We start from the raw sequence: 23,690 nt of genomic DNA on the forward strand, positions 1-23,690 counted from the left end.
GTCAGGCTCCTTCAGGAATAGCTTTTGGTGAGTGCCGAATAGATCATCGTCTTAAGCTGTCGGCGAATGGGGTAGGTGGAAGACGGATAAAGCTGCGTCATGAAAACCATCGTTATGCGTTCGACGGGGTCAACAAAGAACGCAGTCGAATAGGCGCCGCCCCAATAAAACTCGCCCATGCTGGCGGGCATCAAAGTGCGCGCGGGGTCAACCACGACAGCAAAGCCGAGGCCGAAGCCCGTGCCGGCATTGTTGGCCTCGCTAAACAGGCTCTGGCTCATCTCGGTCAGGTCGGCCCCACCTGGCAGATGGTTTGCGGTCATCAGATCCAGTGTCTTGGGTGCGATGATCTGTCCGCCTTCAAACTGTCCCTTGTTCAACAGCATGGTGCAGAAACGATTATAGTCAGAAGCTGTCGAGATGAGACCGCCGCCGCCGGAGTGAAATTTTGCGGTTTCGGAAAGCCGGCTTTCCGCCGCTTTGTCGATCAATTGCGGCCCATTGCCGGGTCGGTATCCATAGCAATCAGCGAGCCTGTCTTGCTTGGCTGGATCAAGATCAAAGCCGGTGTCCTGCATCCCGAGCGGTTCGAAAATATGCCGTTTGAAATACTTGCCCAGCTTCATGCCTGAAAGTCGCTCGACACAAATGCCAAGCACATCGGTGCTCACCGAATAATTCCAGCGCGAACCCGGCTCGAACTCAAGCGGAATGCGCGATAGGGTCTCGATATACTCATCCGACGAAATTGCACCGCGCGAAAGGTCCAGCTCGGCCTTGCGATAGGCGGCATCAATGCTCGACCGGTTCTGGAAACCGTAAGTCAGGCCCGACATGTGGGTCATCAAATCGACGAACCGCATCGGCCTGCCGCGCGCCATAGGTGCGAAGGGAACCGATCCGCCGCCACCTGCATAAGCGCCCAGATTCGCAAATTCCGGCAATACGCGAGAGACCGGATCGTCCAGCGCGACCTTGCATTGTTCAACCAGTTGCATGAACGCGATCGAAGTGACGGGTTTGGTCATGCTGGCGATGCGGAACAGCGCGTCTTCGCGCATGGGCGTGCCATCGTCACGCAAACTGCCGCCATGATAATAATATGCTGGCTTGCCATCGCGCGACACCAGCAGTTGGACGTTTTTCAACTTTGAATTGGCGAGATAGTTCTCATCCAGAAACTGTTCCAAGCGCCCGAGTCGATCCGCATCGAAACCCAGCGAAGCCGCGCCATTTACGTCCATCTAAATCCTCCCGAGGCATGGATGGTTGATCCATACCTTTTGTTTATTCGACTTCCACTACACAAAAATTTTACACTGATAAAGATCATACCCAAAATTCAAAAATGTTTCACATCCCTTGCTAGAGCGTGCAATCGCGGTTTAGATTGAAGCAAACGCCGATCAACGAATCGGTGAATGGGAAAGGAAATTCGAAGATGCGTGACGCCGTCATTGTGTCCACTGCCAGGACACCTCTTGCCAAATCGATCCGCGGGGCATTCAACAAAACTCACCCGGTCAGGTTGGGCGCCTGTTCTGTAGAAGCGGCGGTCGAGCGGGCCAAGCTGGACGGCGCAGAAATTGAAGACGTCGTGATCGGGGCGGCAAGCCAGGGCGGGGCACAAGGCTTCAATATGGGGCGCCAGATTGCGCTGCGTGCAGGGCTGCCGATTGATGTGGCCGGGATGACTATCGACCGTCAGTGTTCGAGCGGCCTCATGGCCATTGCGACTGCGGCCAAGCAGATCATTGTCGACCGGATGGATATCTGCGTCGCGGGCGGCGTCGAATCGATAACGGCCATCCGCAACAATGTCGGCAAGCCCGAACGCGACGAGGAACTGCTGAAGATGCACCCTGACATCTTCATGCCGATGATCGGAACCGCGGAAGTAGTGGCCAAACGTTATGGCATTTCGCGCGAGGAACAGGATGCCTATTCGCTCCAGTCGCAGCAGCGCACAGCGGCGGCGCAGCAGGCCGGGAAATTCGCTGATGAACTCATCGAAGTTTCGACCGTGATGGAGGTGAAAGACCGCGAGACCGGTGAGGTTTCCAGCAAAGAGGTCACCATCGACATGGACGACTGCAACCGGCCCGGCACCACCGCCGAAGGGCTGGCCAAACTCGATCCGGTTATGGGCGAAGGCTATTCAATCACCGCAGGCAATGCCAGCCAGCTTGCAGACGGTTCGTCGGCCAGTGTGCTGATGGAAGCAGAGATCGCAAAAGCACGCGGGCTTGAACCGTTGGGCCGATATGTCGGGATGGCGGTTGCCGGAACCAAGCCTGACGAAATGGGCATTGGGCCCGTATTCGCGATCCCCAAGCTGCTGAAGCGGTTTGATCTGTCGATCGACGACATCGGGCTGTGGGAATTGAACGAGGCTTTCGCGGTGCAGGTCCTCTATTGCCGCGACAAGCTGGGGCTTCCCGACGACAGGCTCAACGTAAACGGTGGCTCGATCTCTATCGGTCACCCATTCGGAATGACCGGCGCGCGCTGCGTCGGCCATGCTTTGCTAGAGGGGCGGCGGCGCGGCGTGAAATATGTCGTTGTCACCATGTGTGTCGGTGGCGGGATGGGCGCCGCTGGCCTGTTCGAGGTTCTGTAATGGCCAGCGCATCACAGACTGCGAATCTCGCATCGGCAATCGGCTGGACACCGCCTGAGGGCTGGCCTGCCATCAGCCGCGACAAATGCCGCGAAATCCTGACCGCCCCGGGCGAACGCTTCGAAATGGAAGAGGTCGACATCCGCGGGGTTACCTTGCGCACGTGGAAAAACGCCCCGCCAAATCTGCGCGCTATCGCACTCCTCGGCCAGTCGCACGGTCAGCGCGAATTCGTGATCTATGAAGATGATCGCGTCACTTACGATGCCTGGTTCAGGGCAGTCGCCACGCTCGCGCACGAGTTCAAATCGCGCGGAGTTGAGAAAGGTGACAGGGTCGCTTTGGCCATGCGCAATTTGCCGGAATGGCCGGTCGTCTTTTTCGCAGCGGTAACGGTCGGCGCGATCTGCGTGCCGCTAAACGCATGGTGGACGGGGCCGGAGCTTGCTTACGGCCTTGAAAATTCGGGCACGAAATTGCTGGTTTGCGATGAAGAGCGGTGGGAACGAATTGCGGAATATCGTGATCAGTGCCCAGCTCTGGAGACGGTGTTCGTTGCCCGAGCCGAGGCTGCGCACGAAGGCGTTGCAGCTCTTGAGTCGGTAATCGGACAGCCTCTGACCTATGCGGATTTGCCTTCGCGTGAATTGCCGGATGTCGATATCGCACCGGATGATGATGCAACGATATTCTACACCAGCGGCACCACGGGTAAGCCCAAGGGCGCACTCGGCACGCATCGCAACCTATGCACAAATATCCTGTCCAGCGGCTACAATGCCGGTTGTGCCGTCCTGCGGCGCGGCGAGACCATTCCTGAGCCTGTGCCGAAAACGGGCCTTACCGTTATCCCTCTGTTCCATGTAACCGCCTGTTCGGCGGGCCTGATGGGCAACATCGTGGCCGGCAACACGCTGGTGTTCATGCACAAATGGGATCCGGTCGAAGCATTCAAGATTATCGAGCGCGAGAAAGTCAATTCGACCGGCGGTGTTCCAACGATTGCGTGGCAATTGCTCGAACATCCCGAGCGCAAGAATTATGATCTCTCCAGCATCGAAGCGATTGCTTATGGCGGGGCGCCAGCTGCGCCCGAGCTGGTGCGCAAGATCCGTGAAGAGTTCGGCGCGCTGCCGGGAAATGGTTGGGGCATGACCGAAACCATGGCCACAGTGACCGGCCATTCTTCGGAAGACTATCTCAACCGCCCCGACAGCTGCGGCCCGCCAGTCGCGGTGGCCGATCTCAAGATCATGAGCGAGGATGGTTCGCGCGAGCTTCCTGTTGGGGAAATCGGTGAATTATGGGCGCGCGGACCGATGGTGGTGAAGGGTTATTGGAAGAACCCGGAAGCCACGAGCGAGACTTTCGTCGATGGCTGGGTCAAAACCGGCGATCTTGCGCGGCTCGATGAGGAAGGGTGGTGCTATATCGCCGATCGGGCGAAGGACATGATCATCCGCGGGGGCGAGAATATCTATTCCTCCGAGGTTGAGAATGTTCTTTATGATCATCCGGCGGTAACCGATGCTGCGCTTGTCGGTTTGCCGCATCAACAGCTCGGGGAAGAACCCGCGGCGGTGGTGCATCTGGCGCCTGGAACAGAGGCGAGCGAAGCCGAATTGCAGGAATGGGTCGCGGATCGCCTTGCGCGGTTCAAAGTGCCCGTCCGCATCGTATTTTCGAAAGAGACACTGCCGAGAAACGCAAACGGGAAAATACTCAAGAAGGAACTGGCAAGTTTCTTCTGAGGATAGATTTTCGCATTTTGTTGGCGGGGATGGCAACGTGATGTAGGTTCGCTGGATTGGGGAGACGGATGGCCACTAAATCCGACGTGACGACCAAATACGGCGAAAAGCGCAGCGCGATCGTTCACGCGGCTTCCGTGTTGATTAACGAGACGGGGGTGAAGGCAACCACCCTCACCAAAGTCGCGCGCGCGATCGGGCTGAATGCGACCAGCGTAACCTATTACTTCCCTCGCAAGGACGAGCTGATCGTCACGGTCTATGAAGAGACTATTGCGCTGATGAAAGCGACCGCCGAGGCAGCCTTGGCGGAAGACACGGTCGAAAAGCGGATAGCAAAGTTCGTTTCGTTGCACGTTGCCTTGCGCGAACGCATCCGCCGCGGCGAACGCGGCCTGATCACCGCGCTTTCGGAAATCCGCTCGCTCGATCAGGAATATCAGGATGATTTGCTGCTGAAATACCGCGCAGTCGTGAACGATGTGCGCGCCTTTTTTGGTGATCCCGATGCTGAGGCCACTCGCGCGCTTTTTTCGGCGCGCGCGCACATCCTGATCGAAGCCATATTGTGGTGGCCGGTCTGGTCCTTGCGCTATTCCTATCTCGATTTTCCGCGGGTCGAGAAGAAGATCGTCGAAATATTGTGCCACGGCATTCCTGCGAAGTCAGGTGATTGGGCACCGCTGGAGCTTGGCGAGGGGCCATGGCGGAGCAACAGCGATATGCCGGTCCAGCAGAATGACGAATTCCTGCGTGCGGCGACGTTGATGATTAACGAGCGCGGCTATCGCGGGGCTTCGGTCAACCGGATCGCCGAAGCGCTGAGTGTGACCAAGGGAAGCTTTTACCACCATCACGACGCGAAAGACGATCTGGTGATGGAGTGCTTCCAGCGGTCTTACGACCGTCTATCAAAAGTGCAGATGGCTGGACTGGAACTCGAAGGGTCATACTGGACACGGCTTTCGAGTGTTCTCAACGAACTGATTGATGTGCAGTTTTTCGACGCCATGCCCTTGCTCCGCACGACTGCGTTGCAGGCTCTTGATAGCGCGCACAAAACCGATGTTGTGATGCGATCAAACCGTTTGGCGCGGAGATTTGCCGGGTTCCTTATCGATGGCATTGTCGATGGTTCGGTCAAGCCGGTCGATCCGCTCGTTGCCAGCCAGATCATCATGTCGACGCTGAACGGCGCTTACGAAGCCCGCCGCTGGGCTGCGCGCTTCGATCAGCCGGAGACGGCGATCAAGACATATCTGTCAGTGCTGAGCAGGGGCATGCTGGCCGACCCTGATTGAGTCAATCAAGCGGGCCGGTTACGAGGTTCGCGGACCTTGAACAGCAGCAGCAACAGTGCTGCGATCAGCGCGCTCAGAACAATCGCGAATAGCGGCACGAAACCCTGCGCTGCGATAAGTATACCCGCCACAATTGGTCCGGCAGCGGCAATTGCGCCTTCCAGAGTGGTGACGAAAGCGAGGCGCATTGGCGTGTCCTCCGTTTGGCCGAATTCCAGCACCATGGTGGTTGATGCCAGCATCCAACCCGAGCCCCCGATGCCGAGGAGAACGAAGGCCGCGTAGACCGGGAGTTCGGTCTCACCGACCAAAAGCAGGCCCACCCCGGCAATCGAAGAGATCAGCGACAGAACATAGATGAGCTTGAAACCCCAGCGGTCTCCCATCGGCCCCCAAAGCACATTGGATATCGTGTCGGAACCGAGGAACAGGAAGCTTAGGCCGCCAATCAGTGCGCCGTCCAGCCCCAGCTGCATGCCCGCATAGACTGTCCAGAATGGCGCGCCTACGCGTGCCATGGTGGAGAAACACTGGACGACCAGAAACCACGCAAAATCGCGGTCCTGCAACAGCTCGGGAAACTGTTTGATCCGCTCCAGCATCGGCAATTGCGGGCGCGAGACAGGCGCTGCCGGTTCGCGGATCATTGTCTTCAGAACCACCAAGCCCGCGCTTGTTAGGATGAAGGCAAACAGAAACGTTGTTGCATAGCCGTTGCCGAGCCATTCGTCCGCGATCAGGTAATTGCCGGCGACCCAGGCGAGCACCGCCGCGATCAACCCGCCAGCGAAATTGCGGTACCCCTGCAGCCGCCCGCGCTGCCGGATGGGGATAAGCTTGCTCATCAGCATCTGGAAAGCGACCCGCTGCGCGCCGGTAAAAAAGCCGAGCAGCAGGAAACAGGCTAAGGTCGCGTAAAGAAGCGACTGACCGGTCAGGAAGAAACCGGCCAGTGCCAGCCCCAGGATCATCAGCCGCATCATTGATCCCACGCGGATGGCATAGGGAAGGATGTGGCTGCGGTGTTCTATTCGTGAACCGCTGGCAATTGGGCTGATCGTTGCGCCAAGCTGGAGCAGGGCGGCCCCCAGACCGACGGCTGCCGTGCTTCCGGTCAGAAGCAAGAGATAGGCGGGAATGATGGTCGGGGCGTAAATCAGGCGAAAACCCGTCATCCCCAACACACCATGAATGAAGTTGGCGCGGTAATTCGGCTTCAGATTTTCATCTACAAAACGCGCATGCTCCGCCAGCGCGCGGTGCTGCGCGCTGGCGGGCGTGTCCAAGCCGTCAGGATCTTCTAGCGAATCCAATCCCTCAATAATCGCTCAGCCTGGCGTAGCGGTCCTTCAGGAAACCGGTGCTGCCGAAGCTGGATTCCAGCACGCGCGCCCGTTTGAGGTAGAAGCCGACATCATATTCGTCGGTCATTCCGATACCGCCGTGCAATTGGATGCCTTCGCGGCTGAGCTGATGCAGCACCCGGTTGGCTTCCGCTTTGGCAATCGTCGCAGCCTGACTGGTGAGAAAGCCTGCGTCTATGGCCTGCAAGCCGCCTTCAACCGCAGATCGCATGAGCGCGAGATCGGCGAACAGATCGGCCATCCGGTGTTGCAATGCCTGAAAGGTCGACAGGACCTGACTGAATTGCACGCGCTGCTTCAAGTAATCGAGCGTGGTATCGAAAACCTGCTGCGCCATGCCCAGCATTTCGCAAGCCGTCAGAACGCGCGCACGGTCAAGAACCTGGTCGAGCAAATCGTCACCGCCGTCGGTCAGCTTGTCGGCTGCAGCGCCCGCAAATTCGACATCTGCGTGATTGCGCATGTCGGCAAGTTTGCGATCGTGCAGGGTAACGCCGTCACCCGATGGAACGAGATAGAGCCCGTCCTTTGCGGCCACGACAAACAGATGCGCGCCATGCGCCTCGTGCACGAACTTCTTGGTTCCCGAAATTGTGCCGCCTGACACGGTCGTTTCGATCTTGGAGGGCGCGTGACGGGGGCTTTCGTCCACCGCCAGCGTCGCTACGACTTCGCCCGATGCAATCTTTGGCAACCATTCTGCCTTCTGCGCGTCGCTGCCGCCCAAAACGATTGCCGATGCAGCAATTGTCGTTGCGATCAGCGGACTGGCGGTGAGCGTTTTGCCTAACTCTTCCACCACGAGGCCAGCGGAGAGCCAGCCGAAGTCGGAACCGCCATGCTCTTCAGGAATGATTATTCCGGCCCAGCCCATTTCCGCCATGGTCGCATAGACTGATGCGTCCCAAGCCTGCGGATCGCCCGAAGCGCGCACTTTGCGCCACTCGGTCACTGGGCTCTCATTGGTGGTCCATTCGCGCGCCATGTCGCGCAGCATTGTTTGTTCTTCGTTGAGAACTGCCATTTCTGATGCTCCCGCTTGTTTATTGGTGGTCGAGCATGCCGAGCACACGCTTGGCGATGATGTTGTTCTGGATTTCGGTTGAGCCACCATAAATCGTGGTCGCCTTGCCGAAGAGCCAGCCGCGAACGCCGGCAAGCTCAGCTTGGGTGAAGCCTTCGCCTTCCCAGCCGAGCCCCTGCAGCCCCATGATCTCGATGGTCAGTTCGGCCCGTTCCTGACCCAGCTTGGTGCCCACTTTCTTAAGGACAGAGCTGATCTCGGACACGCCGCCCTGCGCCTTGCTTTCCTGTGCAGCGCGCCGCGCGGTGAGGAGGAAAGCGTTCCAGCGGATTTCGAAATCGGCGATCCGGTCGCGCAAAACCGCGTCCGCGATCCGCCCGTCGCTGTCTGTCTCGACATAGCGTTTGGCGATGTCGGCAAGGCTTGCGCCCATCATCCGGGCCATGCTTCCGCCGCCGGACAGATTGGTGCGTTCATGCTGCAGCAGGCGTTTGCCGATGGTCCAGCCCTGGCCTTCTTCACCGACAAGGTTCTCCTTCGGCACTTTCACATCGTCGAAGAAGGTTTCGCAAAACGGGCTCATCCCGCTGATCATCTGGATTGGCCGGACTTCAACGCCCGGAGAATCCATGTCGATCAAAAGGAAGCTGATGCCCTTGTGCTTGTCCGACCGATCGGTGCGGACGAGGCAAAAGCATTTGTCCGCCCATTGGCCGCCGCTGGTCCAGGTCTTCTGGCCATTGACGAGATAATGATCGCCCTTGTCCTCAGCCATGGTCTGCAGGTTGGCGAGGTCGGAGCCTGCGTTCGGCTCACTATAGCCCTGACACCAGCGGATCTCCCCGCGGCAGATCGGCGGGATATGTTCGCGCTTCTGCTCCTCGCTGCCATATTCCAGCAGGGTCGGGCCGAACATCATAACGCCCATGCCGCCGATAGGATTGTGAGCCTTGGCCTTGGCAAGTTCTTCATTGAGGATCGCCGCGTGCTTGCGGGACAGCCCGCCACCGCCATATTCGGCGGGCCATGTCGGAGTGCCCCATCCGCGAGAGCCCATCGCTTCCCGCCATGATTTCTGCGCGGCGGTTTCGGTCGCGGGGCCTTCTACCGCTGCCAGCGCATTTCCTTTGGATTTGAGTTCATCAGGAAAGTTTTCGGCGATAAATTGCCGTACTTCCTGCCGGAATGTCTCCGGGTCGCTTGTGCGATCAATATCTTTCTGGCTTGCCATCGTGTTCTCCTTAAAGTCGTCAGGCTATGGCTTGATTGGATGTGGTTGGGTTTCTGGATCAGCGATGCCATCCGCGCCGTCGGCGGATGCGCGCTCTCGTTCCTCAAGTTCAGCGACGCTGGCTTGGTGGCTTTCCCGGTTGATGCGGTAAGCAAACAGAAAGCCAGCCCCACCGATATAAAGCACCACCAGCAACGGCACATAAGCCGCGGCAAGCGCACGCGGTAAGGCCGGATCGATTGTCGATGGATCAAGGCCCGGAACGATACCGACGAATGAAACCAGAATGCCGGCCGCAAACACGCCAAGGCCCGATGTGCTTTTCTGCATCAGCGTGTTGGCGGCGTAGAACAAACCTTCGCTGCGGCGCCCGGTTACAAGCTGGCTTTCCTCGACCACATCACCGACCATCGCATGGGTCAAAACGGCTGAGGAAACACCGCATAATTGGAAGATGGTCGAAAACAGGAAGATCGCCGGCACCAGCAGCGGATCGCCATTGTCGAAGAAGTTGCCCGTGAGGCGCAAAATATAGGGCGTGCTGGCGAAAACCACAGCAATCACAGCAAGGCCGAGCGCGGCATTGCGCTTGCCAAACTTGCGTGACGCCCACGGCGCGACAAACAACGCCAGAAACGCGCCGGTGAGCGAGTCAATCGTCAGCACCGCGAGCTGCGCCGAGTTCAAGCCCCACAGATATGTGCCAAAATAGATGTTCAGCGCAGAGGTCATCCCGACGGAGGTGTATTTGAGCGTACCGAAGGCCAAAATCGCCAGAAATCCGCGATGCGCGAAAGTGCTTTTCATCTGGCCAAGTGTTTTCAGCGGCCCCAATTTCTCGGGCTGCGGAGGCATCCGAAAATACTTTACCCGGTGTATCGTGCCGAGGCTGGAAATCAGGATTGCCGCGAACATGACCGCCGCACCGACAATCGCGAATGTCTCGTAGCCTGCCGGGTTTAACTGGCCGACCGGGTACTCATCTGTAGGTGCCAGGAACACAAGCAACGTAATGAACGCCATGCCAATCCCGCCGAGATAGGCGAAGAAATAGCGGTAGCTGGCGACCGATGTACGCTCGTCATAATCGCTGGTCAGTTCGGGGGCGAGGGCGCTGCTCGGGATCTCGAAGAATGTGATAAATGTCCGCACGCAGCAGCCGACGATCAAGATGTACCAGAATGTCTGCGCCTCGCTCATCCCGGCTGGCGGGAAGAACAGGAACAAAAGGCTGGCCGATGCCGGGACCGCGCTCAGAAACATGAACGGGTGACGGCGGCCCCATTTGGTGCGCAATGTATCGGACCATTGGCCGACGATGGGATCGGAAATCGCGTCAACGCAAAGGGCGACGAGAATGGCGAAAGACACCAGATCGGCGCGAATGCCGATCACCTGATTGTAATAGAGCAAAAGGAAGGACCGGAAGGCTACATCCTTGACCCCGTATCCGACAGAACCAAAGCCATAGAACAGCTTGGTTGGGATCCCCAGTTTGGGGGCTTGCGGGTCGGAAACCATCGGGCTCTTACCTGGCTGGCGAGCCAAACGCGCCATCGCGAATGACCTGCTCACGAGCTTGCGCTTCGCGCGACCGCAGCCGTTCGACATTCTCGCGATGTTTGGCCTCTGTGATAGGATAGAAGAACAGCAAGAGCGCCCCGACAATCCACAGTCCAGCCGATGCAGGAATGTAGTGGATCAGGAGGCTTTTCTCCATTCCGCGAGTGACCTCTGACACAGCCACCTGGGTAGGAAACTTCGACAGTTCGAGCACAATCCCGGCGACCAGAATGCCCAGCCCGGCCGAGCATTGCTGCATGAAACTGGAAGCGGCGAAGAATACGCCGGCAGTATGCTGGCCTGTCGTTACCGCGTGATCTTCCACCACATCGGCCAGCATTGATGATGTGTTGATCAGTGATATCGCAATCATCGCGCCATAGACCGCGCCGATGACAAACAACGTTGGCACCAGCATCGGGTCGCCGGGCTTAAAAAAGAGATCGAAATAGGTGAGGATGAGCGGCGAAAGGCCCAACGTTATTCCGCCAATCGCCATCGCCATCGATGTTCTTCGCTTGCCGAGCCAAGCCGAAAATTTGGGCGCGAGCGGTGCGGCGATAGTCGCCGCGACAAGGCTGTCAAAGGTTAGGAGCGCAAGCTGGTCGGCTTCCAGTTTGAATATGTAGGTGCCGAAATACAGCGTCGTCGCGGCATAGAGGCCGATGGCCGTATATTTCAGGACACCAAATCCGAAGATAGCCAAAAATCCCCGGTTTCCGAACGCAGCGAACATTTCCTTCAAGTGCGAGGGCGGGGTTGCCCCTTCGCCAATCTCGTCGCGCTGGCGCAGGTGCGGTACGCGCTTGAGCGTCCCGATACCGCACACAAGAATAGCCACCAGAATGAGTGCACCGCCAAGCCAGGCAAACTTCTCATATCCCGCCGGATTGAGCTGGCCGCGCTCATACTCGGGTGTGGCGACAAAAAATACGGCCAGCGAAAAGGCGGTAAAGCCAAAAGTCCCGACATAGCCGAACCAATAGCGCAATCCGAACAGCTTGGTGCGTTCGGCGTAATTCTCGGTCAGCTCGGGCGTCATTGCACTGGAAGGGATTTCGAAAGCGCTAATCGAAATTCGCGTCAACGAAGCGAGGGCGAAGATCCAGATACCCATCTGAAAGTCGGTCAGGCCCGTTGGAGGGAACCATGCCAGGACGAAGAAAAAGGCAGTGGGGAGGGCAGACCCCAATATGAAAGGATGCCGGCGGCCGATACGCGAGCGGGTCATATCGGACCAGCGCCCGATGAATGGGTCGGCAAAAGCGTCTACCAAGAGAGTAAGAGCAATCGCAGTCGATACGATTGCCGCCGGAACACCAAGGACCTGATTGTAGAACAGCAGCAGATAGGTGGAAAATGCAGCGTTCTTCACGCCATTCGCGACAGCGCCAAAGCCGTAGCTCAGGCGTTGGCCTCGGCTCATGGCCGGAATCGCCACGCGGCTTACTCCGCCGCCTCCACAATTTCCTCGACCGGGTCGTACATTTCCTTCGCGCGCGCACGGCGTTCGAGCAGCGAGTATTCGGGGAATATCGGGTCCGCGACATCGCGATAGGCGCGCAGGTGCTGTTTCGCGACAGTCACCTTATGCACTTCGGTCGGCCCATCGGCGATGCCCATCACCATTGACCCGATCAGGCTGCCGACAAAAGGCATCTCGTTCGAAACGCCCAGCGAACCGTGAATATGGATGCAGCGGTGCGCAATGTCGTGATAGACCTTGGGCATCAGCGCCTTGATCGCGGCGATGTCCTTGCGAACCTTGCGATAGTCCTGATATTTATCGATCATCCATGCGGTTTTGAGGACAAACAGCTTGAACTGTTCCAGCTCGATATAGCTATCGGCGATCTGCATCTGGACGGCCTGATAATCGGCGATGGTACCGGTCCGTGTCTTCCGGCTGACCGCGCGGCGGCTCATCGCGTCGAGCAAGCGCTTGCAATTGCCGACCGTGCGCATTGCATGGTGGACTCGGCCGCCGCCCAGCCGGGTCTGCGAAATCGCAAAGGCGCCGCCTTGCTTGCCCAGCAGATGATCGGCGGGGACGCGCACATCGGTATAACGGACGTAACTTTCCGAACCGTTGTCCTGGCCATAGACTCCGACATTGCGGACAATCTCCACGCCGGGCGTATCGACCGGAACAATGAACATGCTCATCCGCTCGTGACGCGGCGCATCGGGATCGGTCACCGCCATTACAATCAGGAAATCGGCCCATTTCCCGTTGGTCGAGAACCATTTCTCGCCATTGATCTTCCAGTGGTTTCCATCGATTTCGGCGCGGGTGACGAAATTGGTAGGGTCGGAGCCCCCTTGCGGCTCGGTCATGGAGAAGGCCGAAACGATCTCGTTATTGAGCAGCGGTTCCAGATACCGTGTTTTCTGTTCCGCTGTCCCGTAATGCGCAATAATCTCTGCATTTCCGGTATCCGGCGCCTGGCAACCGAACACGATCGGCGCGAATGTGGCTCCGCCGAGAATCTCGTTCATAAGGCCCAGCTTTACCTGACCATAGCCTTGTCCGCCGAGCTCGGGCCCGAGGTGACACGCCCACAGTCCTTTTTCCTTCACTTCCTCTTGAAGAGGCCGGACAAGTTCGTTTCTCTTGGGATTTTTTACGTCGTATGGGTGGATGCCCAGCAGGCCGAGAGGCTCGACTTTGTCGCGAACGAATTCGTCCATCCAATCGAGTTTTTCCTGAAATTCAGAATCGGTTTCGAAATCCCATGCCATCGCTATCTCTCTCCACATAGGCACCTTTTCGGCGCTCATCAGGTGAGCATACCGAGATTTCAGATATGAGCAAGAGAGGACTTTCTGCGCGCGCCAATTGGCGCATGCATCTTGGCCCGGCACATCGATCTATCGAAGCGCTGGGGTGCGAGACTGCCTGCGAATTCCGCAACAGATTATGCTCGGGCCGAAGGCGTACTTGTCTTCTTGAAAATGCGAACGAGCCGGGGAGGGGGGGCCCGGTTGCTTTAGGTCAGCAATTCATTGATCGTGCGGTTTGTTTCCATCGACAGATGGCCCCAGCGTTCAACCGGCACGCCCATCACTTGCTGAACGGTCAGGCCAACCCGTGAAATGGGATCGCCCCCTCCGGCCATGTGGAATCCGGTGCGAACTTTTCCGCCTGCATTGCCCGCAATCATCACCGGAATGCCTTCAACTGCATGCGATTTGGCGATTGAGCAGTCCGAATGGGCGAGTACCAGACAATTGTCGAGCAAGGTGCCGTCGCCCTCTGGAATCGCCGACAAAGCATCCAGAAAATCGCGCCAGCCGAGCATGCTTTGCGTAACGAACTGGCTGTGCTGTTTCTGATAGCCCAACTGGCGATCGTCTGGTTCCTCGTGAGTAAGCGTGTGGTGCGTAGTGGTTTCGCCGGGCAGTCGCAGATTCGATGTGGTGTCAGAGAAGAGCATATTGAAAACTCTTGTCTGGTTGCTCTGCAACGCGCGCGCTAACAGCCCTGCCATGAGGCGATGCGTCTTGAGGACGTCGCCAATTTCTGATCCGGCGCCTTGCGAATCCGGGGCATCGGGGCGGGAGAAATTTTCTACCGGGGCAGGCGGCTGAAGCTGTAGCTCAAGCTGCTGCTCGATTTGCCGGATCGAGGTAAAATATTCGTCTAGCCGATGTTTGTCTGCGGCCCCAACTTCGCGCATCAAACGCTGCCGATCTTCGGAAACAGCCGAAAGCACGCTTTTGCGTGTCATGACTTCTACATCCGGCTCGAACGTTCCCGAGTTGGGGTCGACAAATCCGGCGCCGAAAATCCGTTTGTAAAGTTCTGCAGGAGAAGTCTCGCTCGGGTTGGGGGAACCGGCGGAAAAATAGGAATAGGAATTTTCGAGACCGCAGCTGCTGATTTCGAGCGAACGAAAACGCGTTTCACCTCCGATAATCTGACTGATCAGAACATCGAGAGTGGGCGCTTTCACATTTGTGTCGGGCACGGGGATCCCCGTTCGCATCCCAAGGCAGCCTGTAATATGGGGTTTGTTGGCGACCCCATCGAGTTCGACATCAAATCCGCTAAGGATCGCCATCTTGTCCTTGTAAGGGGCAAGCGGTTCCAAATCCGCGGGGAGTGCAAAATTTGACCCCGTGGCGGAAGGTATCCATTTCTCCGGAATAAAGCCGCAGCCCCAGATCCATGTTCCAAACCGTGTCGGGATACGTTGTCCGGTCGCTGCAAGAGCCTGACCGTTATTGTCGAGCATGTAGTCCAGAAACGGGAGCGAAACGCCCACCGCCGCGCCGCCAACGGCACCGCGCAAAATTGTCCGCCGTGTAAGACTTTTCATTGCCCGTCTCCATTTGCGGCATTGTTTTTCGCCACGCGCCTTGCTGGCTGATCCATAGGACGGACCACAGCAAAGAAATTGTCGCTGGTTGCTATTCGCTCCATGAGCGATGGGACTTGATAATCGTCATCTGCAAACCCTTCGATCAACCAATCGAGATAGTAGCGTTCCTTCCAGGTGATATCCCTGCCGACAGCAGAGGTGTACATCCGCTGCGCAAGGCAACGCGGTGTTTCGGGATGGTTTCGCAATGCTTCTGCAAGATCGTTTGTCGACGCGAAGGCCTGACCGTCAAGATCGCCCGAAAGGTCGATCAAAGAGCCGTTTTCGTGAGTCCGGTGAGAACCTGCACCGTCATAGGCTTCGAGCGCAAAGCCAATCGGATCCATCACCTTGTGGCAGCCAGCACAGGATGGCTCGGTGGAGTGGATGTCCAACCGGTCGCGGGCGGTGACATTGGCCTTGTCGACATGTTCTTCGATCGCGGTGAAGTTCACGCTCGCCGGTGGGTCAGGTACTTCCTGGCACAGGAATATCTTGCGCATGGCATATCCGCGTAGCGTGGGAGAAGATCGGCCCGGATGCGAATGCAAGGCAAGAAATGCGACATGCGATTGAATGCCGGCGCGATTGGCGTCAGGCTGGAATCGGACGGCTTGCCAACCTTCCCGCTTGGGTATCGGGGTTTTGTATATCACCCCGAGCGATCGGGTAAGGAAAGTGTCGCGGAGCGTGAACAGATCGCGATAGTCACCGCGATTTTCCAGCAGGTGATCCTCGATTGTTTTCAGAGTTTGCTCTTGCGCTTCGCCAGCCACAACCGAGTTGAATGCCGGGTAGATTTGCGGGTCTTTGCTGGTCTCGCCGAAGTCATCAAATTCAAGCATGTCAGCAAAGAAACTGCGCACCGCCTCGGGATAACGCTCTGAATCCATCAGCCGCGAAACCTGGCGGCTTACTCCCCAGCTGCCGTCTAGACTGCCGCTCGCCGCCGCATCGAGCAGTTCGGCATCAGGCGGCGCATTTGTAAGAAAGAAGCTCAGCCGTTCGGCCTTTGAATAGGCGTCGAGTTCCACAATTGCGCCGTCATTCCCTGCCGCCACACGTTCGATGCGGAACAGGAAGTCTGGCGCGATCAGCATTGAGTACAGGCCCAGTTCGAGCCCGGCATAAAAGCTCCCCAATTGACCGGTGGCGCTTCGCGACAGCCCGACAAATCCGGAAAGTTCGTCCTGCGAAAGCGGGCGCCTGAACAACAACCGGCCCGTTTCGCCGAGGAATTTCTGCGCGCATGCGGCATCAAATTCGGTTTCGTTCTTTGGGCCGCAATCAAGGAAAGCGGCGCGGCGTTTCTTCGAAAGGACGCTGGCTGCGATGCCTCTGGCGCTTACTTCATACTGCTCGACAGCGAAGGGCGAGATACCGGCGGCTCCGGTGCCAACAGCAACAAGACCATGCGAACGGAATGGTCGTTCAAACCGTCCGGTGATCTCGGTTTCCGGGCCAAAAATATCGGCGATCGCATTGCGATATTGTTCCTCGGTCAATCTGCGCACCGTAGGCGGACCGCCCTCCGGGTCAGGTTCGTCGCTGCTGAAAAGCATGACAGCGGCAAACGCCAACATCAGGCCCATGATGGCAAACACCACAAATTGCCGCGCCGGTATGGGCATATTGGCCATCAAGGATGAAACGCGATTTGCCATTACTTGGTCTGCTTTGCGTTCTTGCCCGATTGCTCCACAACGAAAGCGGGGCGGGCTTCAAATTTGTATTGCGTAGAAATGCTGGTGAACTTTCCGCTCTTGTCCGGGTGACCATCGGCCAGTTTGTGCAAGGATTGCCACATGCCCTGGCAAGTATGGCCAAGAACCCGCGCTGCGCCATTGGCCGAGCCAACCCGCCGCGCCTCGTCCGAAGGCTTCCCTTCGGCGTCCTTCCCTGTGCGATAGCCGAACTGGAAGTCATAGAGCTCAACCACATCGGTATAGCCGGCCAAATAGCCATCCATCACGCCATCAGCTGACAATCTGGCGCGGATCCGCGCTTCGCGTAGAGGCCGTTCAAGATACATTCCGTTGACGACATAATGAAAGCGGACATCGACCGGTTCTGAAACAAGAACGCCATTCTCGATCCGACCGCTGGTCTGGCCGCGAAACCGGGGCTCGCGGTCGCGCGAATAGGTCCCATAATCCAGCGCTTCGCGCGAAGGGCTGAGCATCATTGGGTCGGCATTGGCGGAGATTGTGATATCGACGTCGCTGTCATTTTCCAGATCGTCAACGCCGCTCAGCGAGATCAATATACCCCATTCGCCGACATACATCCCCTCTTCAAACCCGCGCGAAGGGCCGTCTTGCTGGTAGGAACGGTTGCATCCGACAGCGCGCCAGAATTGGTTGTCCACGCCGGTGGTTCCGTCAGCGGCAGCGAAATCGAGCCGGCCGCTGGTAAGGTCTGACTTCGACCGGGAATTCTTGCCATCAAGGTCAATCCCGCCCGCTTGCGCTTTGGGATCCAGCATAATTTGGGTGTTAGGATCAAGAGGAGCGATTTCCGGGTTTACGCAGAAATTGCGGCCGTCCGGCGCGTTTGAAATTGCGCGTCCTCCTGCCTCGATCCGCTCGCCATAGGCTTCGTCCGTTTCGCCCGCACGCCGTTTGCCATTGGCGGTTTCCGAAAAGATTTCAGCCACGTTTTTTGAAGGACCATTTGGGCAGCTGTCGGTGCCAACCGCATCAGGCCCCAACGCATAAGCAAATTTCGTAACGATAAAGCTGGCGTTCCCATCGCGAATGAGACCGCCCGATTCGGCCGAAATCCTGTCATCCGGCCACCACCACCATGCCGCCATTCCCCCCGCCGCGATTGCAATCGCGGACAGCCATAGGCGGGATGATGCAGTTTTGTGCGCCATGTCGGAGAACCGGATAATCTATTTCTAACACCCCTGTTACTAACAGGGTTGCAAGAAACTGCAAGCCGCAATAGTAAGGGGCGCAATTTGGGGCGGCACACCGCCGTCTGATGTTGACAGGAATGCTTATGGCACGCCCGATTTCAGTCACTGACGAAGCCATTCTTCTGGCAGCCGACGAGGTCATGGCCGAACAGGGAATTCTGGATTTCTCTGTGTCGGAAGTTTCGCGCCGGGTGGGCTTGTCTCGCGCGGCTGTAACGCTGCGTTTTGATAGCCCGGCCGCACTAAAATGCGCGGTCTATGATCGGGCGACCAAACGCATGGCAGGGTATATTGCCAGCTGGGACATCACGCCCGGGGGGGAGGGTTTGCTGGAAATTGCGGGTCAGATCGGACGGCTGGTTGGCGGCAAGTCCAAGCTCGGCATGTTTATGATGCGTCTGAGTGAAAATATCGAAGATCCGGCAGCGCGCGAGATGGAGCTGGAACGCGGCCGCTTGGTCCGCGATGCGGTGGCCAAGGCAATGCCCGAGACTTCCGTCAATCGGGATGATGCTGTCAATGCATTCATGGCGCAGGTCACTGGTTCCTTGATTGCGTGGCGATCTTCGACGGAATCCGATGCAGAGGCATTTCTGGTCAGCAGAATCAAGGTCTGGCTCGCCCTGACGGGCATTTGCGTGGCGGAAGGGGCAGAAGGAGCGTGAGCAAGAAGGTTCGCTTTGCAAGGCCCAGCTGGCGCCGGATTGGCTTTGCCGCGTTGCTGCTCGCGGTGCTTGCCGGCGGGGTCGCTGCGTATTTCTTCTGCCCGCTGCCATATGATCGTGCCCCAGCGCTGGCATCTCTCGACGGGGATCCCGTTCGCGGAGAATATATTGCCACAATCGGGAACTGTGCGGCATGCCATACGGTGCCTGGCGGGGCGCCCTATGCCGGCGGCGTCAAGTTTGTCACTGATTTCGGGACGATTTACTCCACCAACATTACATCCGATGACGCAAACGGTATTGGTGGCTGGAGCTTTGCGGCTTTCCATCGCGCGTTGAAGCATGGCATCGGGGACGGGGGCGAACATCTCTATCCAGCGTTTCCCTACACCTCGTTCTCACGAATGACCGATGACGATATCGCTTCGTTATATCTCTATTTCCAGACTGTGGAGCCGGTGGCGGAAGGCAACCGCGAAAACGAGATGTCATTCCCGTTCGGCTATCGCGATTTGCTGCACTTCTGGAAACGAATGTTTCATTCGCCGCGGCCGTTCACGAACAGCCCTGCGCTTAGCAGTGAAGGCAATGAGGGGGCATATCTGGTCGAGGCTGTGGCGCATTGTGCGGAATGCCACACACCGCGCGGGATGTTGGGCAATGCGAACCGGAGCCGCATGTTTCAGGGCGGGACTTATGTCGATGCAACGCGGAGGGGAACTTACCGCCAATGGGCTGCAGTGGACCTGACTCCCGGCGCGCACGGCCTGCCGACATGGACCGAGCAGGACATGGACCAATATCTGGCGACCGGCATCAATCGCCATGCGGTTGTGCATGGACCGATGAACGAAGTGATTGAAGCGACCCGGCAATTGAAACCAGCCGACCGGAAAGCCATTTCACGCTATTTTTCGGAGTTAAAACCGAGCCCGACGCGGTGGGATTTGTCACTGCCGTCTTGGGGCGTTGACGATGGAGAGGTGGTCTACACTGTCCATTGCGGGACATGTCACCTTCCGGAAGGTGATGGCGATCCTACGTTGGGCGTTTCATTACAACAAAACCCCATCATCCAGGCCGAAGACCCCAGCTCTTTGATCAATGTCATACTCTACGGTCCCGATTTGCCGCCGCCACCGTTTTCGGTGGACCGGTCGCAGATGAAGCCGTTCGGACGCCGGCTTTCTGATGAAGATATTGCTGCCCTTGCGACTTATCTCAGAAGCAATTTCGGCAACAATGCGTCGTCGGTCTCTGCCTCGCAGGTTGTGCGTCAGCGATAGAACAAAGTACGGCTCGCTATCCTGCTAGCGGCGTGTTGAGGCCCAGATTCATCAAACCGCACACGGCGTAATTTTGGCCAGTGATGAACTTTCCTTCGTCAGATGCGAGCAAAGCAACAAGGTTGGCGATGTCCTCGGGCTCACCAAAATCGCCCAATCCAGTCGAGTCGACCAATTGCCGGAAGGCTAGATTGTCGCGCATTTCCGGCGGAATGTCCCGAATGGCATCGCTCTTTATCGGCCCGGGGGATACGCAATTGACGCGTACTCCGCGCGATGCGGTTTCCTTCGCCAATGCTTGGGTAAAGGCGATAACCGCACCTTTCGAAGCCGAATAGTCGACTTGGCTCGCAAGTCCGATCATCCCTGCAACCGAGCCAATATTGATAATTGCACCTTCTCCGCGTTCCTGCATGTGATTGATTACCGATCGGCAGGCGTAAAACACTCCCATCATGTTGGTATCGAGGACATGCCGCCAAGTTTCTTCCTCTGAATCGCAGAACAGGCTCATTTTACCGCGGGCGCTGCCGCCAGCATTGTTGACGAGGATGTCGACCCTTCCAAACGTGTTGATTGTCTGTTCGACCGTTTGCTTCACGCTGCCAAAATCAGTCACGTCGGTTTGCATAGCGATGGCTTCACCACCAGCTGCATTGATCGCTCCAGTGGCTTCCTCTGCCACATCCAATGTGGTCGCCGCAATTACGATGCGTGCGCCTTCCTTGGCGAGTTTTTCGGATATCGCTTTACCGATGCCGCGGCTGCCACCTGTGACGATCGCGACACGCCCGGTCAATTTGCCCATCTGCTTAGTTTCCAAACTGACCGCTACGCAGCTTGCGTAGCCTTTGCGTCGACCGTAGCCAGCGCACGGGTTTGTGCAAGCGAACTGCCAAAACTGTGCAGACCGAGAGCATGCAGCCCGCCAAGGCCACCAGCAACAAACAGGATGATGTCCTTGGGCTCCGGCGTCGCGTAGATAAAGCCGTCCTCGCGAATCCGGCCCTGTGCTTCGACTTGAACGCGGTGATGTTCCTGAAGCCAGTCACCGGGAAGCTTGGCGAATTTCCAGATTGCTTCCTGTACGTCTTCTATATTCGAAATCTCGCGCGCAATCAGATCGGCACAGATCGGATTAATCCCGATATACATTTCCGAATATTCCATCGCGGGGGAGAAGCAATTCGCAGCCGGGTAGGCGACCGATTTTCCGATCATCTCGATGAAGGCCATCGCGCCCGTCGAAGTGGTGTCGAGAATGTTCATAGTACCCATCGTGTTCATGGCCGTTACGGCATTGCCGCTCACGCCCCTACGTTCGGCAAGCGGCGCCCATGGGGAACGTTCTTCGAACTCACCCATCACGATACTTGCCAAACGTCCCGGAGAACCAAAGGTCGTCTGCGAAGTGACCCCTGCAACTTGTCCTGCAACATTGCGCATTACCAACCGGATCGCCCGGCCAATGGCGTTGGCCTGCGTTGCGACGCCGCCCGCGCAGCCATAGCTGCAGGGGATATCCAGTTCCTTGCGGATGGGCCCATTCACTACAAATGCCGGGTATACCGACGCGGTTGTTGCGTTGACGCCGTAAAGTTCGAAATCGGGCTGAGTCACACCTTCAAGTGCTGCAATAATCAGCTCGAGCGACTCTGGCCGTGCACCCGCCATGACGGCGTTCACCACGATCTTTTCAACCGTGCATTCTGTGCTGTCCGGCATCCGTCCGATAACTTTGTCAGGATATCTGTGGTTTTCGGAAAGAAATGCACGAACCCTGTTTTCGGTCGGTGGAACCAAAGGCAGGCCATCTCCCCATCCTTGCTCCAGCGAGAGGGAGGTGAAGGCCGAGATGTCATCATCGACTTCGACTCGGTCGCTGACCAGCCAGTCAATTTCGCATGCTTCTGGGCCGCAATCGTGGCTAACCAGCGTGTGCGGCACATTGGCAGGGCGACCGGATGGGCGGATCTTATGAATGGTCATGCCGCCGCCTTCTGCTCGCCAATGCTTGCGCCCATGACTTTGATCAACCCGTCAAAATACTCCTCCGCAACCGGATCGACTTCTGCGCGTGAAAGCTCATTGAGCGGGTAGGGGAGCACGTGCACCCGCATTCCCGATCGTCCACCACGCTCGGAAAGCTCGTGAGCAAATTCCTCAAAATTCTGGGTGGCGACGACTGTGGTTGGCAGCCCTGCATTTGCCGAAGCGATGGCATCGTGCACTGTCCAGCCCGTGCAGGAGCCGCAATTGGCGAGGCCAAAGATCGCGCAATCAAGCGTATCGAGCCATTCGACAAGCGAGCGCAGCTGTTCTTCGCCTTCCTCCCCTGACCGGTTGGTTGACCGCCAATAGGATACTTCGGCGCCGGCTGCGCGGAACTTTGCTTCCCAATTCTCGCTGATCCAGTCCCAGCAACGCCAAATCTGGTCGACGCGGATTCCAATCTTTTTGCCTGCAAGAGGGCCGGCATCGGGTCCGGGGCTGGCATTGTCGCTTTGCCGATTGGCTGTTGGATCGAGAACTTTGATGCTGCTCATGGTTTTGCCTTTCCCGTGACGGTTGATCGCGATGCGGAACGGCAGCCAATGTCTCTCGCTTCCCTTATGATGTCCAATGCATTATGTTGATTAAACTTATAAGTGCGAGGAATACATGATTGACCTGCGCAATCTGCGCCATCTTTCGGTTCTGGCAAGGCAGCTCAATTTCAGTCGCGCCGCCGAGGAGCTTGGCATAACCCAGCCGGCGCTTTCGCGTTCGATCCAGGCATTGGAGGACCGGCTCGGATTGCTGCTGTTCGATCGTGACCGCGGCAAAGTCTCGCTGACGCCGGCTGGCGCCAAATTGGCGGAAAGGGCGGGCTATCTGCTCAACGATATCGTGCATATCGAAAGAGAAGTCCGGGACGAGGCGCTGGGAGAGGCGGGGGCAATACGTTTCGGAATAGCGCCCATGCCAGCGCGGGCTCTTTTGGCACCGGTATTGACGGCGCGCATAGGATCAGCACCGCGAGTAGCAAATGGGGTGGTAGTGCGCGATGTCCCCGCGCTAAGGCGGCAATTGCTTGCCGGAGAAATCGAATTTTTCATTTCGCAGGAAATCGAATTCGAAGTCGGGCAAGAGATCAAATCTGCGCCGCTCGGCGAATTTCCCTTCAGCGCTATCATCCGATCTGGGCACCCTTTGTGCGGCGATCCAAAGACGACCGAGCGCTTCCCGTTGCTCCGGTCGAGTTGGGCGGGAATGCCTGTACCGCAGGCAATCAAGGCAAGTGTTTTTGAAACGCCCAATGTGGTCGAAGACTTTGCCGCTTTGGCTGAAATGGTCCAGCACACAGATGCGATCTGGCTATCATCCGCCTATTCCATCCAGCCTTTGATCAAGGCCGGTACTCTGGTCGAACATTATCCCTCGCGCCGTAGGATCGCGATCAACACCTATTCGCTAAGGCGCCGCAGCCAAACCGCTTTGGCTAAGGGTGTGTTGGCGGAATTTCATGCGGCGATGAAGTCGATCATAGCTGCACAGTAGAGGGCATCGGCTGCCCTCGATGCGATCCCCTCCAAGTGATCGAAATCGTTGCATCGCG

At 57.5% G+C, this 23,690-nt stretch carries 19 protein-coding genes; 6 read left to right on the plus strand and 13 right to left on the minus strand.

The window, feature by feature from the left end; translation table 11 throughout:
• Positions 1-11 precede the first annotated feature (11 nt).
• Positions 12-1,244, minus strand: a complete 1,233-nt coding sequence (locus tag GRI41_RS03540) for a serine hydrolase domain-containing protein (protein WP_160603395.1) — start codon at positions 1,242-1,244, stop codon at positions 12-14.
• Positions 1,245-1,441: 197 nt separating this feature from the next.
• On the opposite strand from GRI41_RS03540, the gene GRI41_RS03545 reads away from it, so the two are divergent.
• From GRI41_RS03545 to GRI41_RS03555, 3 genes are all read left to right on the plus strand, one after another.
• Positions 1,442-2,620, plus strand: a complete 1,179-nt coding sequence (locus tag GRI41_RS03545) for an acetyl-CoA C-acyltransferase (protein ID WP_160603396.1) — start codon at positions 1,442-1,444, stop codon at positions 2,618-2,620.
• Positions 2,620-4,371 (plus strand): class I adenylate-forming enzyme family protein, encoded by a 1,752-nt coding sequence (locus tag GRI41_RS03550; RefSeq protein WP_160603397.1) that lies wholly within the window; start codon positions 2,620-2,622, stop codon positions 4,369-4,371. Before GRI41_RS03545 ends, GRI41_RS03550 begins: the two co-directional genes overlap by 1 nt.
• Positions 4,372-4,439: 68 nt before the next feature.
• Positions 4,440-5,672, plus strand: a complete 1,233-nt coding sequence (locus tag GRI41_RS03555; protein WP_160603398.1) for a TetR/AcrR family transcriptional regulator — start codon at positions 4,440-4,442, stop codon at positions 5,670-5,672.
• Positions 5,673-5,677: 5 nt separating this feature from the next.
• On the opposite strand, the gene GRI41_RS03560 is transcribed toward GRI41_RS03555, so the two are convergent.
• The 9 genes from GRI41_RS03560 to GRI41_RS03600 form a co-directional block, all read right to left on the minus strand.
• Positions 5,678-6,985 carry an MFS transporter gene (locus GRI41_RS03560; RefSeq protein ID WP_160603399.1) on the minus strand — a complete coding sequence of 436 codons (1,308 nt, stop codon included), beginning with the start codon at positions 6,983-6,985 and terminating at the stop codon, positions 5,678-5,680.
• A gap of 4 nt (positions 6,986-6,989) precedes the next feature.
• A complete protein-coding gene (locus GRI41_RS03565; RefSeq protein WP_160603400.1) occupies positions 6,990-8,060 on the minus strand; it encodes an acyl-CoA dehydrogenase family protein in 1,071 nt (356 codons plus the stop codon).
• A 19-nt stretch (positions 8,061-8,079) separates the two neighbouring features.
• Positions 8,080-9,291, minus strand: coding sequence for an acyl-CoA dehydrogenase family protein (locus GRI41_RS03570; RefSeq protein WP_160603401.1), 1,212 nt, complete (start codon positions 9,289-9,291; stop codon positions 8,080-8,082).
• A 24-nt stretch (positions 9,292-9,315) separates the two neighbouring features.
• Complete coding sequence (locus GRI41_RS03575; RefSeq protein ID WP_160603402.1) at positions 9,316-10,812, minus strand: MFS transporter; 1,497 nt, start codon at positions 10,810-10,812, stop codon at positions 9,316-9,318.
• Between the two features lie 7 nt (positions 10,813-10,819).
• The gene (locus GRI41_RS03580; protein ID WP_160603403.1) at positions 10,820-12,280 is read right to left on the minus strand and encodes an MFS transporter; all 1,461 of its coding nucleotides are present in this window, start codon (positions 12,278-12,280) and stop codon (positions 10,820-10,822) included.
• Between the two features lie 20 nt (positions 12,281-12,300).
• Positions 12,301-13,635, minus strand: a complete 1,335-nt coding sequence (locus GRI41_RS03585) for an acyl-CoA dehydrogenase family protein (RefSeq protein WP_235901042.1) — start codon at positions 13,633-13,635, stop codon at positions 12,301-12,303.
• A gap of 209 nt (positions 13,636-13,844) precedes the next feature.
• Positions 13,845-15,176 carry a DUF1552 domain-containing protein gene (locus tag GRI41_RS03590; protein ID WP_160603404.1) on the minus strand — a complete coding sequence of 444 codons (1,332 nt, stop codon included), beginning with the start codon at positions 15,174-15,176 and terminating at the stop codon, positions 13,845-13,847.
• Positions 15,173-16,882: a DUF1588 domain-containing protein gene (locus GRI41_RS03595; protein ID WP_160603405.1), complete on the minus strand. Its 1,710-nt coding sequence runs from the start codon at positions 16,880-16,882 to the stop codon at positions 15,173-15,175. Before GRI41_RS03595 ends, GRI41_RS03590 begins: the two co-directional genes overlap by 4 nt.
• Entirely contained in the window at positions 16,882-18,096 is a 1,215-nt protein-coding gene (locus GRI41_RS03600) for a hypothetical protein (RefSeq protein WP_160603406.1), read from the minus strand. The genes GRI41_RS03595 and GRI41_RS03600 overlap by 1 nt, the downstream gene beginning before the upstream one ends.
• A 128-nt stretch (positions 18,097-18,224) precedes the next feature.
• Here GRI41_RS03600 and GRI41_RS03605 point away from each other — a divergent pair, with 128 nt between their 5' ends.
• Complete coding sequence (locus GRI41_RS03605) at positions 18,225-18,806, plus strand: TetR/AcrR family transcriptional regulator (RefSeq protein ID WP_160603407.1); 582 nt, start codon at positions 18,225-18,227, stop codon at positions 18,804-18,806.
• Positions 18,803-20,092 carry a cytochrome c gene (locus tag GRI41_RS03610; protein WP_160603408.1) on the plus strand — a complete coding sequence of 430 codons (1,290 nt, stop codon included), beginning with the start codon at positions 18,803-18,805 and terminating at the stop codon, positions 20,090-20,092. Before GRI41_RS03605 ends, GRI41_RS03610 begins: the two co-directional genes overlap by 4 nt.
• A 16-nt stretch (positions 20,093-20,108) precedes the next feature.
• Here GRI41_RS03610 and GRI41_RS03615 read toward each other — a convergent pair whose 3' ends face one another.
• The 3 genes from GRI41_RS03615 to GRI41_RS03625 are packed head-to-tail and all read right to left on the minus strand — an operon-like array spanning position 20,109 to position 22,638.
• Positions 20,109-20,900 carry an SDR family NAD(P)-dependent oxidoreductase gene (locus GRI41_RS03615; protein WP_160603409.1) on the minus strand — a complete coding sequence of 264 codons (792 nt, stop codon included), beginning with the start codon at positions 20,898-20,900 and terminating at the stop codon, positions 20,109-20,111.
• A 23-nt stretch (positions 20,901-20,923) separates the two neighbouring features.
• A complete protein-coding gene (locus tag GRI41_RS03620; RefSeq protein WP_160603410.1) occupies positions 20,924-22,081 on the minus strand; it encodes a hypothetical protein in 1,158 nt (385 codons plus the stop codon).
• Complete coding sequence (locus GRI41_RS03625) at positions 22,078-22,638, minus strand: UGSC family (seleno)protein (RefSeq protein ID WP_160603411.1); 561 nt, start codon at positions 22,636-22,638, stop codon at positions 22,078-22,080. Before GRI41_RS03625 ends, GRI41_RS03620 begins: the two co-directional genes overlap by 4 nt.
• 115 nt (positions 22,639-22,753) lie before the next feature.
• Between GRI41_RS03625 and GRI41_RS03630 the strand changes: the two genes are divergently transcribed.
• Positions 22,754-23,632, plus strand: coding sequence for a LysR family transcriptional regulator (locus GRI41_RS03630; protein ID WP_160603412.1), 879 nt, complete (start codon positions 22,754-22,756; stop codon positions 23,630-23,632).
• Positions 23,633-23,690: the final 58 nt, after the last annotated feature.

Source organism: Pontixanthobacter aquaemixtae (genome assembly GCF_009827395.1).
In the GTDB taxonomy this organism is placed as follows: domain Bacteria; phylum Pseudomonadota; class Alphaproteobacteria; order Sphingomonadales; family Sphingomonadaceae; genus Pontixanthobacter; species Pontixanthobacter aquaemixtae.

Bases quoted from the DNA above. Each gene is read 5' to 3' on its own strand.
- GRI41_RS03540 (WP_160603395.1), bottom strand. From the start codon at position 1,244: ATGGACGTAAATGGCGCGGCTTCGCTGGGTTTCGATGCGGATCGACTC.
- GRI41_RS03545 (WP_160603396.1), top strand. From the start codon at position 1,442: ATGCGTGACGCCGTCATTGTGTCCACTGCCAGGACACCTCTTGCCAAA.
- GRI41_RS03550 (WP_160603397.1), top strand. From the start codon at position 2,620: ATGGCCAGCGCATCACAGACTGCGAATCTCGCATCGGCAATCGGCTGG.
- GRI41_RS03555 (WP_160603398.1), top strand. From the start codon at position 4,440: ATGGCCACTAAATCCGACGTGACGACCAAATACGGCGAAAAGCGCAGC.
- GRI41_RS03565 (WP_160603400.1), bottom strand. From the start codon at position 8,060: ATGGCAGTTCTCAACGAAGAACAAACAATGCTGCGCGACATGGCGCGC.
- GRI41_RS03570 (WP_160603401.1), bottom strand. From the start codon at position 9,291: ATGGCAAGCCAGAAAGATATTGATCGCACAAGCGACCCGGAGACATTC.
- GRI41_RS03575 (WP_160603402.1), bottom strand. From the start codon at position 10,812: ATGGTTTCCGACCCGCAAGCCCCCAAACTGGGGATCCCAACCAAGCTG.
- GRI41_RS03580 (WP_160603403.1), bottom strand. From the start codon at position 12,280: ATGAGCCGAGGCCAACGCCTGAGCTACGGCTTTGGCGCTGTCGCGAAT.
- GRI41_RS03585 (WP_235901042.1), bottom strand. From the start codon at position 13,635: ATGAGCGCCGAAAAGGTGCCTATGTGGAGAGAGATAGCGATGGCATGG.
- GRI41_RS03590 (WP_160603404.1), bottom strand. From the start codon at position 15,176: ATGAAAAGTCTTACACGGCGGACAATTTTGCGCGGTGCCGTTGGCGGC.
- GRI41_RS03595 (WP_160603405.1), bottom strand. From the start codon at position 16,882: ATGGCAAATCGCGTTTCATCCTTGATGGCCAATATGCCCATACCGGCG.
- GRI41_RS03600 (WP_160603406.1), bottom strand. From the start codon at position 18,096: ATGGCGCACAAAACTGCATCATCCCGCCTATGGCTGTCCGCGATTGCA.
- GRI41_RS03605 (WP_160603407.1), top strand. From the start codon at position 18,225: ATGGCACGCCCGATTTCAGTCACTGACGAAGCCATTCTTCTGGCAGCC.
- GRI41_RS03615 (WP_160603409.1), bottom strand. From the start codon at position 20,900: ATGGGCAAATTGACCGGGCGTGTCGCGATCGTCACAGGTGGCAGCCGC.
- GRI41_RS03620 (WP_160603410.1), bottom strand. From the start codon at position 22,081: ATGACCATTCATAAGATCCGCCCATCCGGTCGCCCTGCCAATGTGCCG.
- GRI41_RS03625 (WP_160603411.1), bottom strand. From the start codon at position 22,638: ATGAGCAGCATCAAAGTTCTCGATCCAACAGCCAATCGGCAAAGCGAC.
- GRI41_RS03630 (WP_160603412.1), top strand. From the start codon at position 22,754: ATGATTGACCTGCGCAATCTGCGCCATCTTTCGGTTCTGGCAAGGCAG.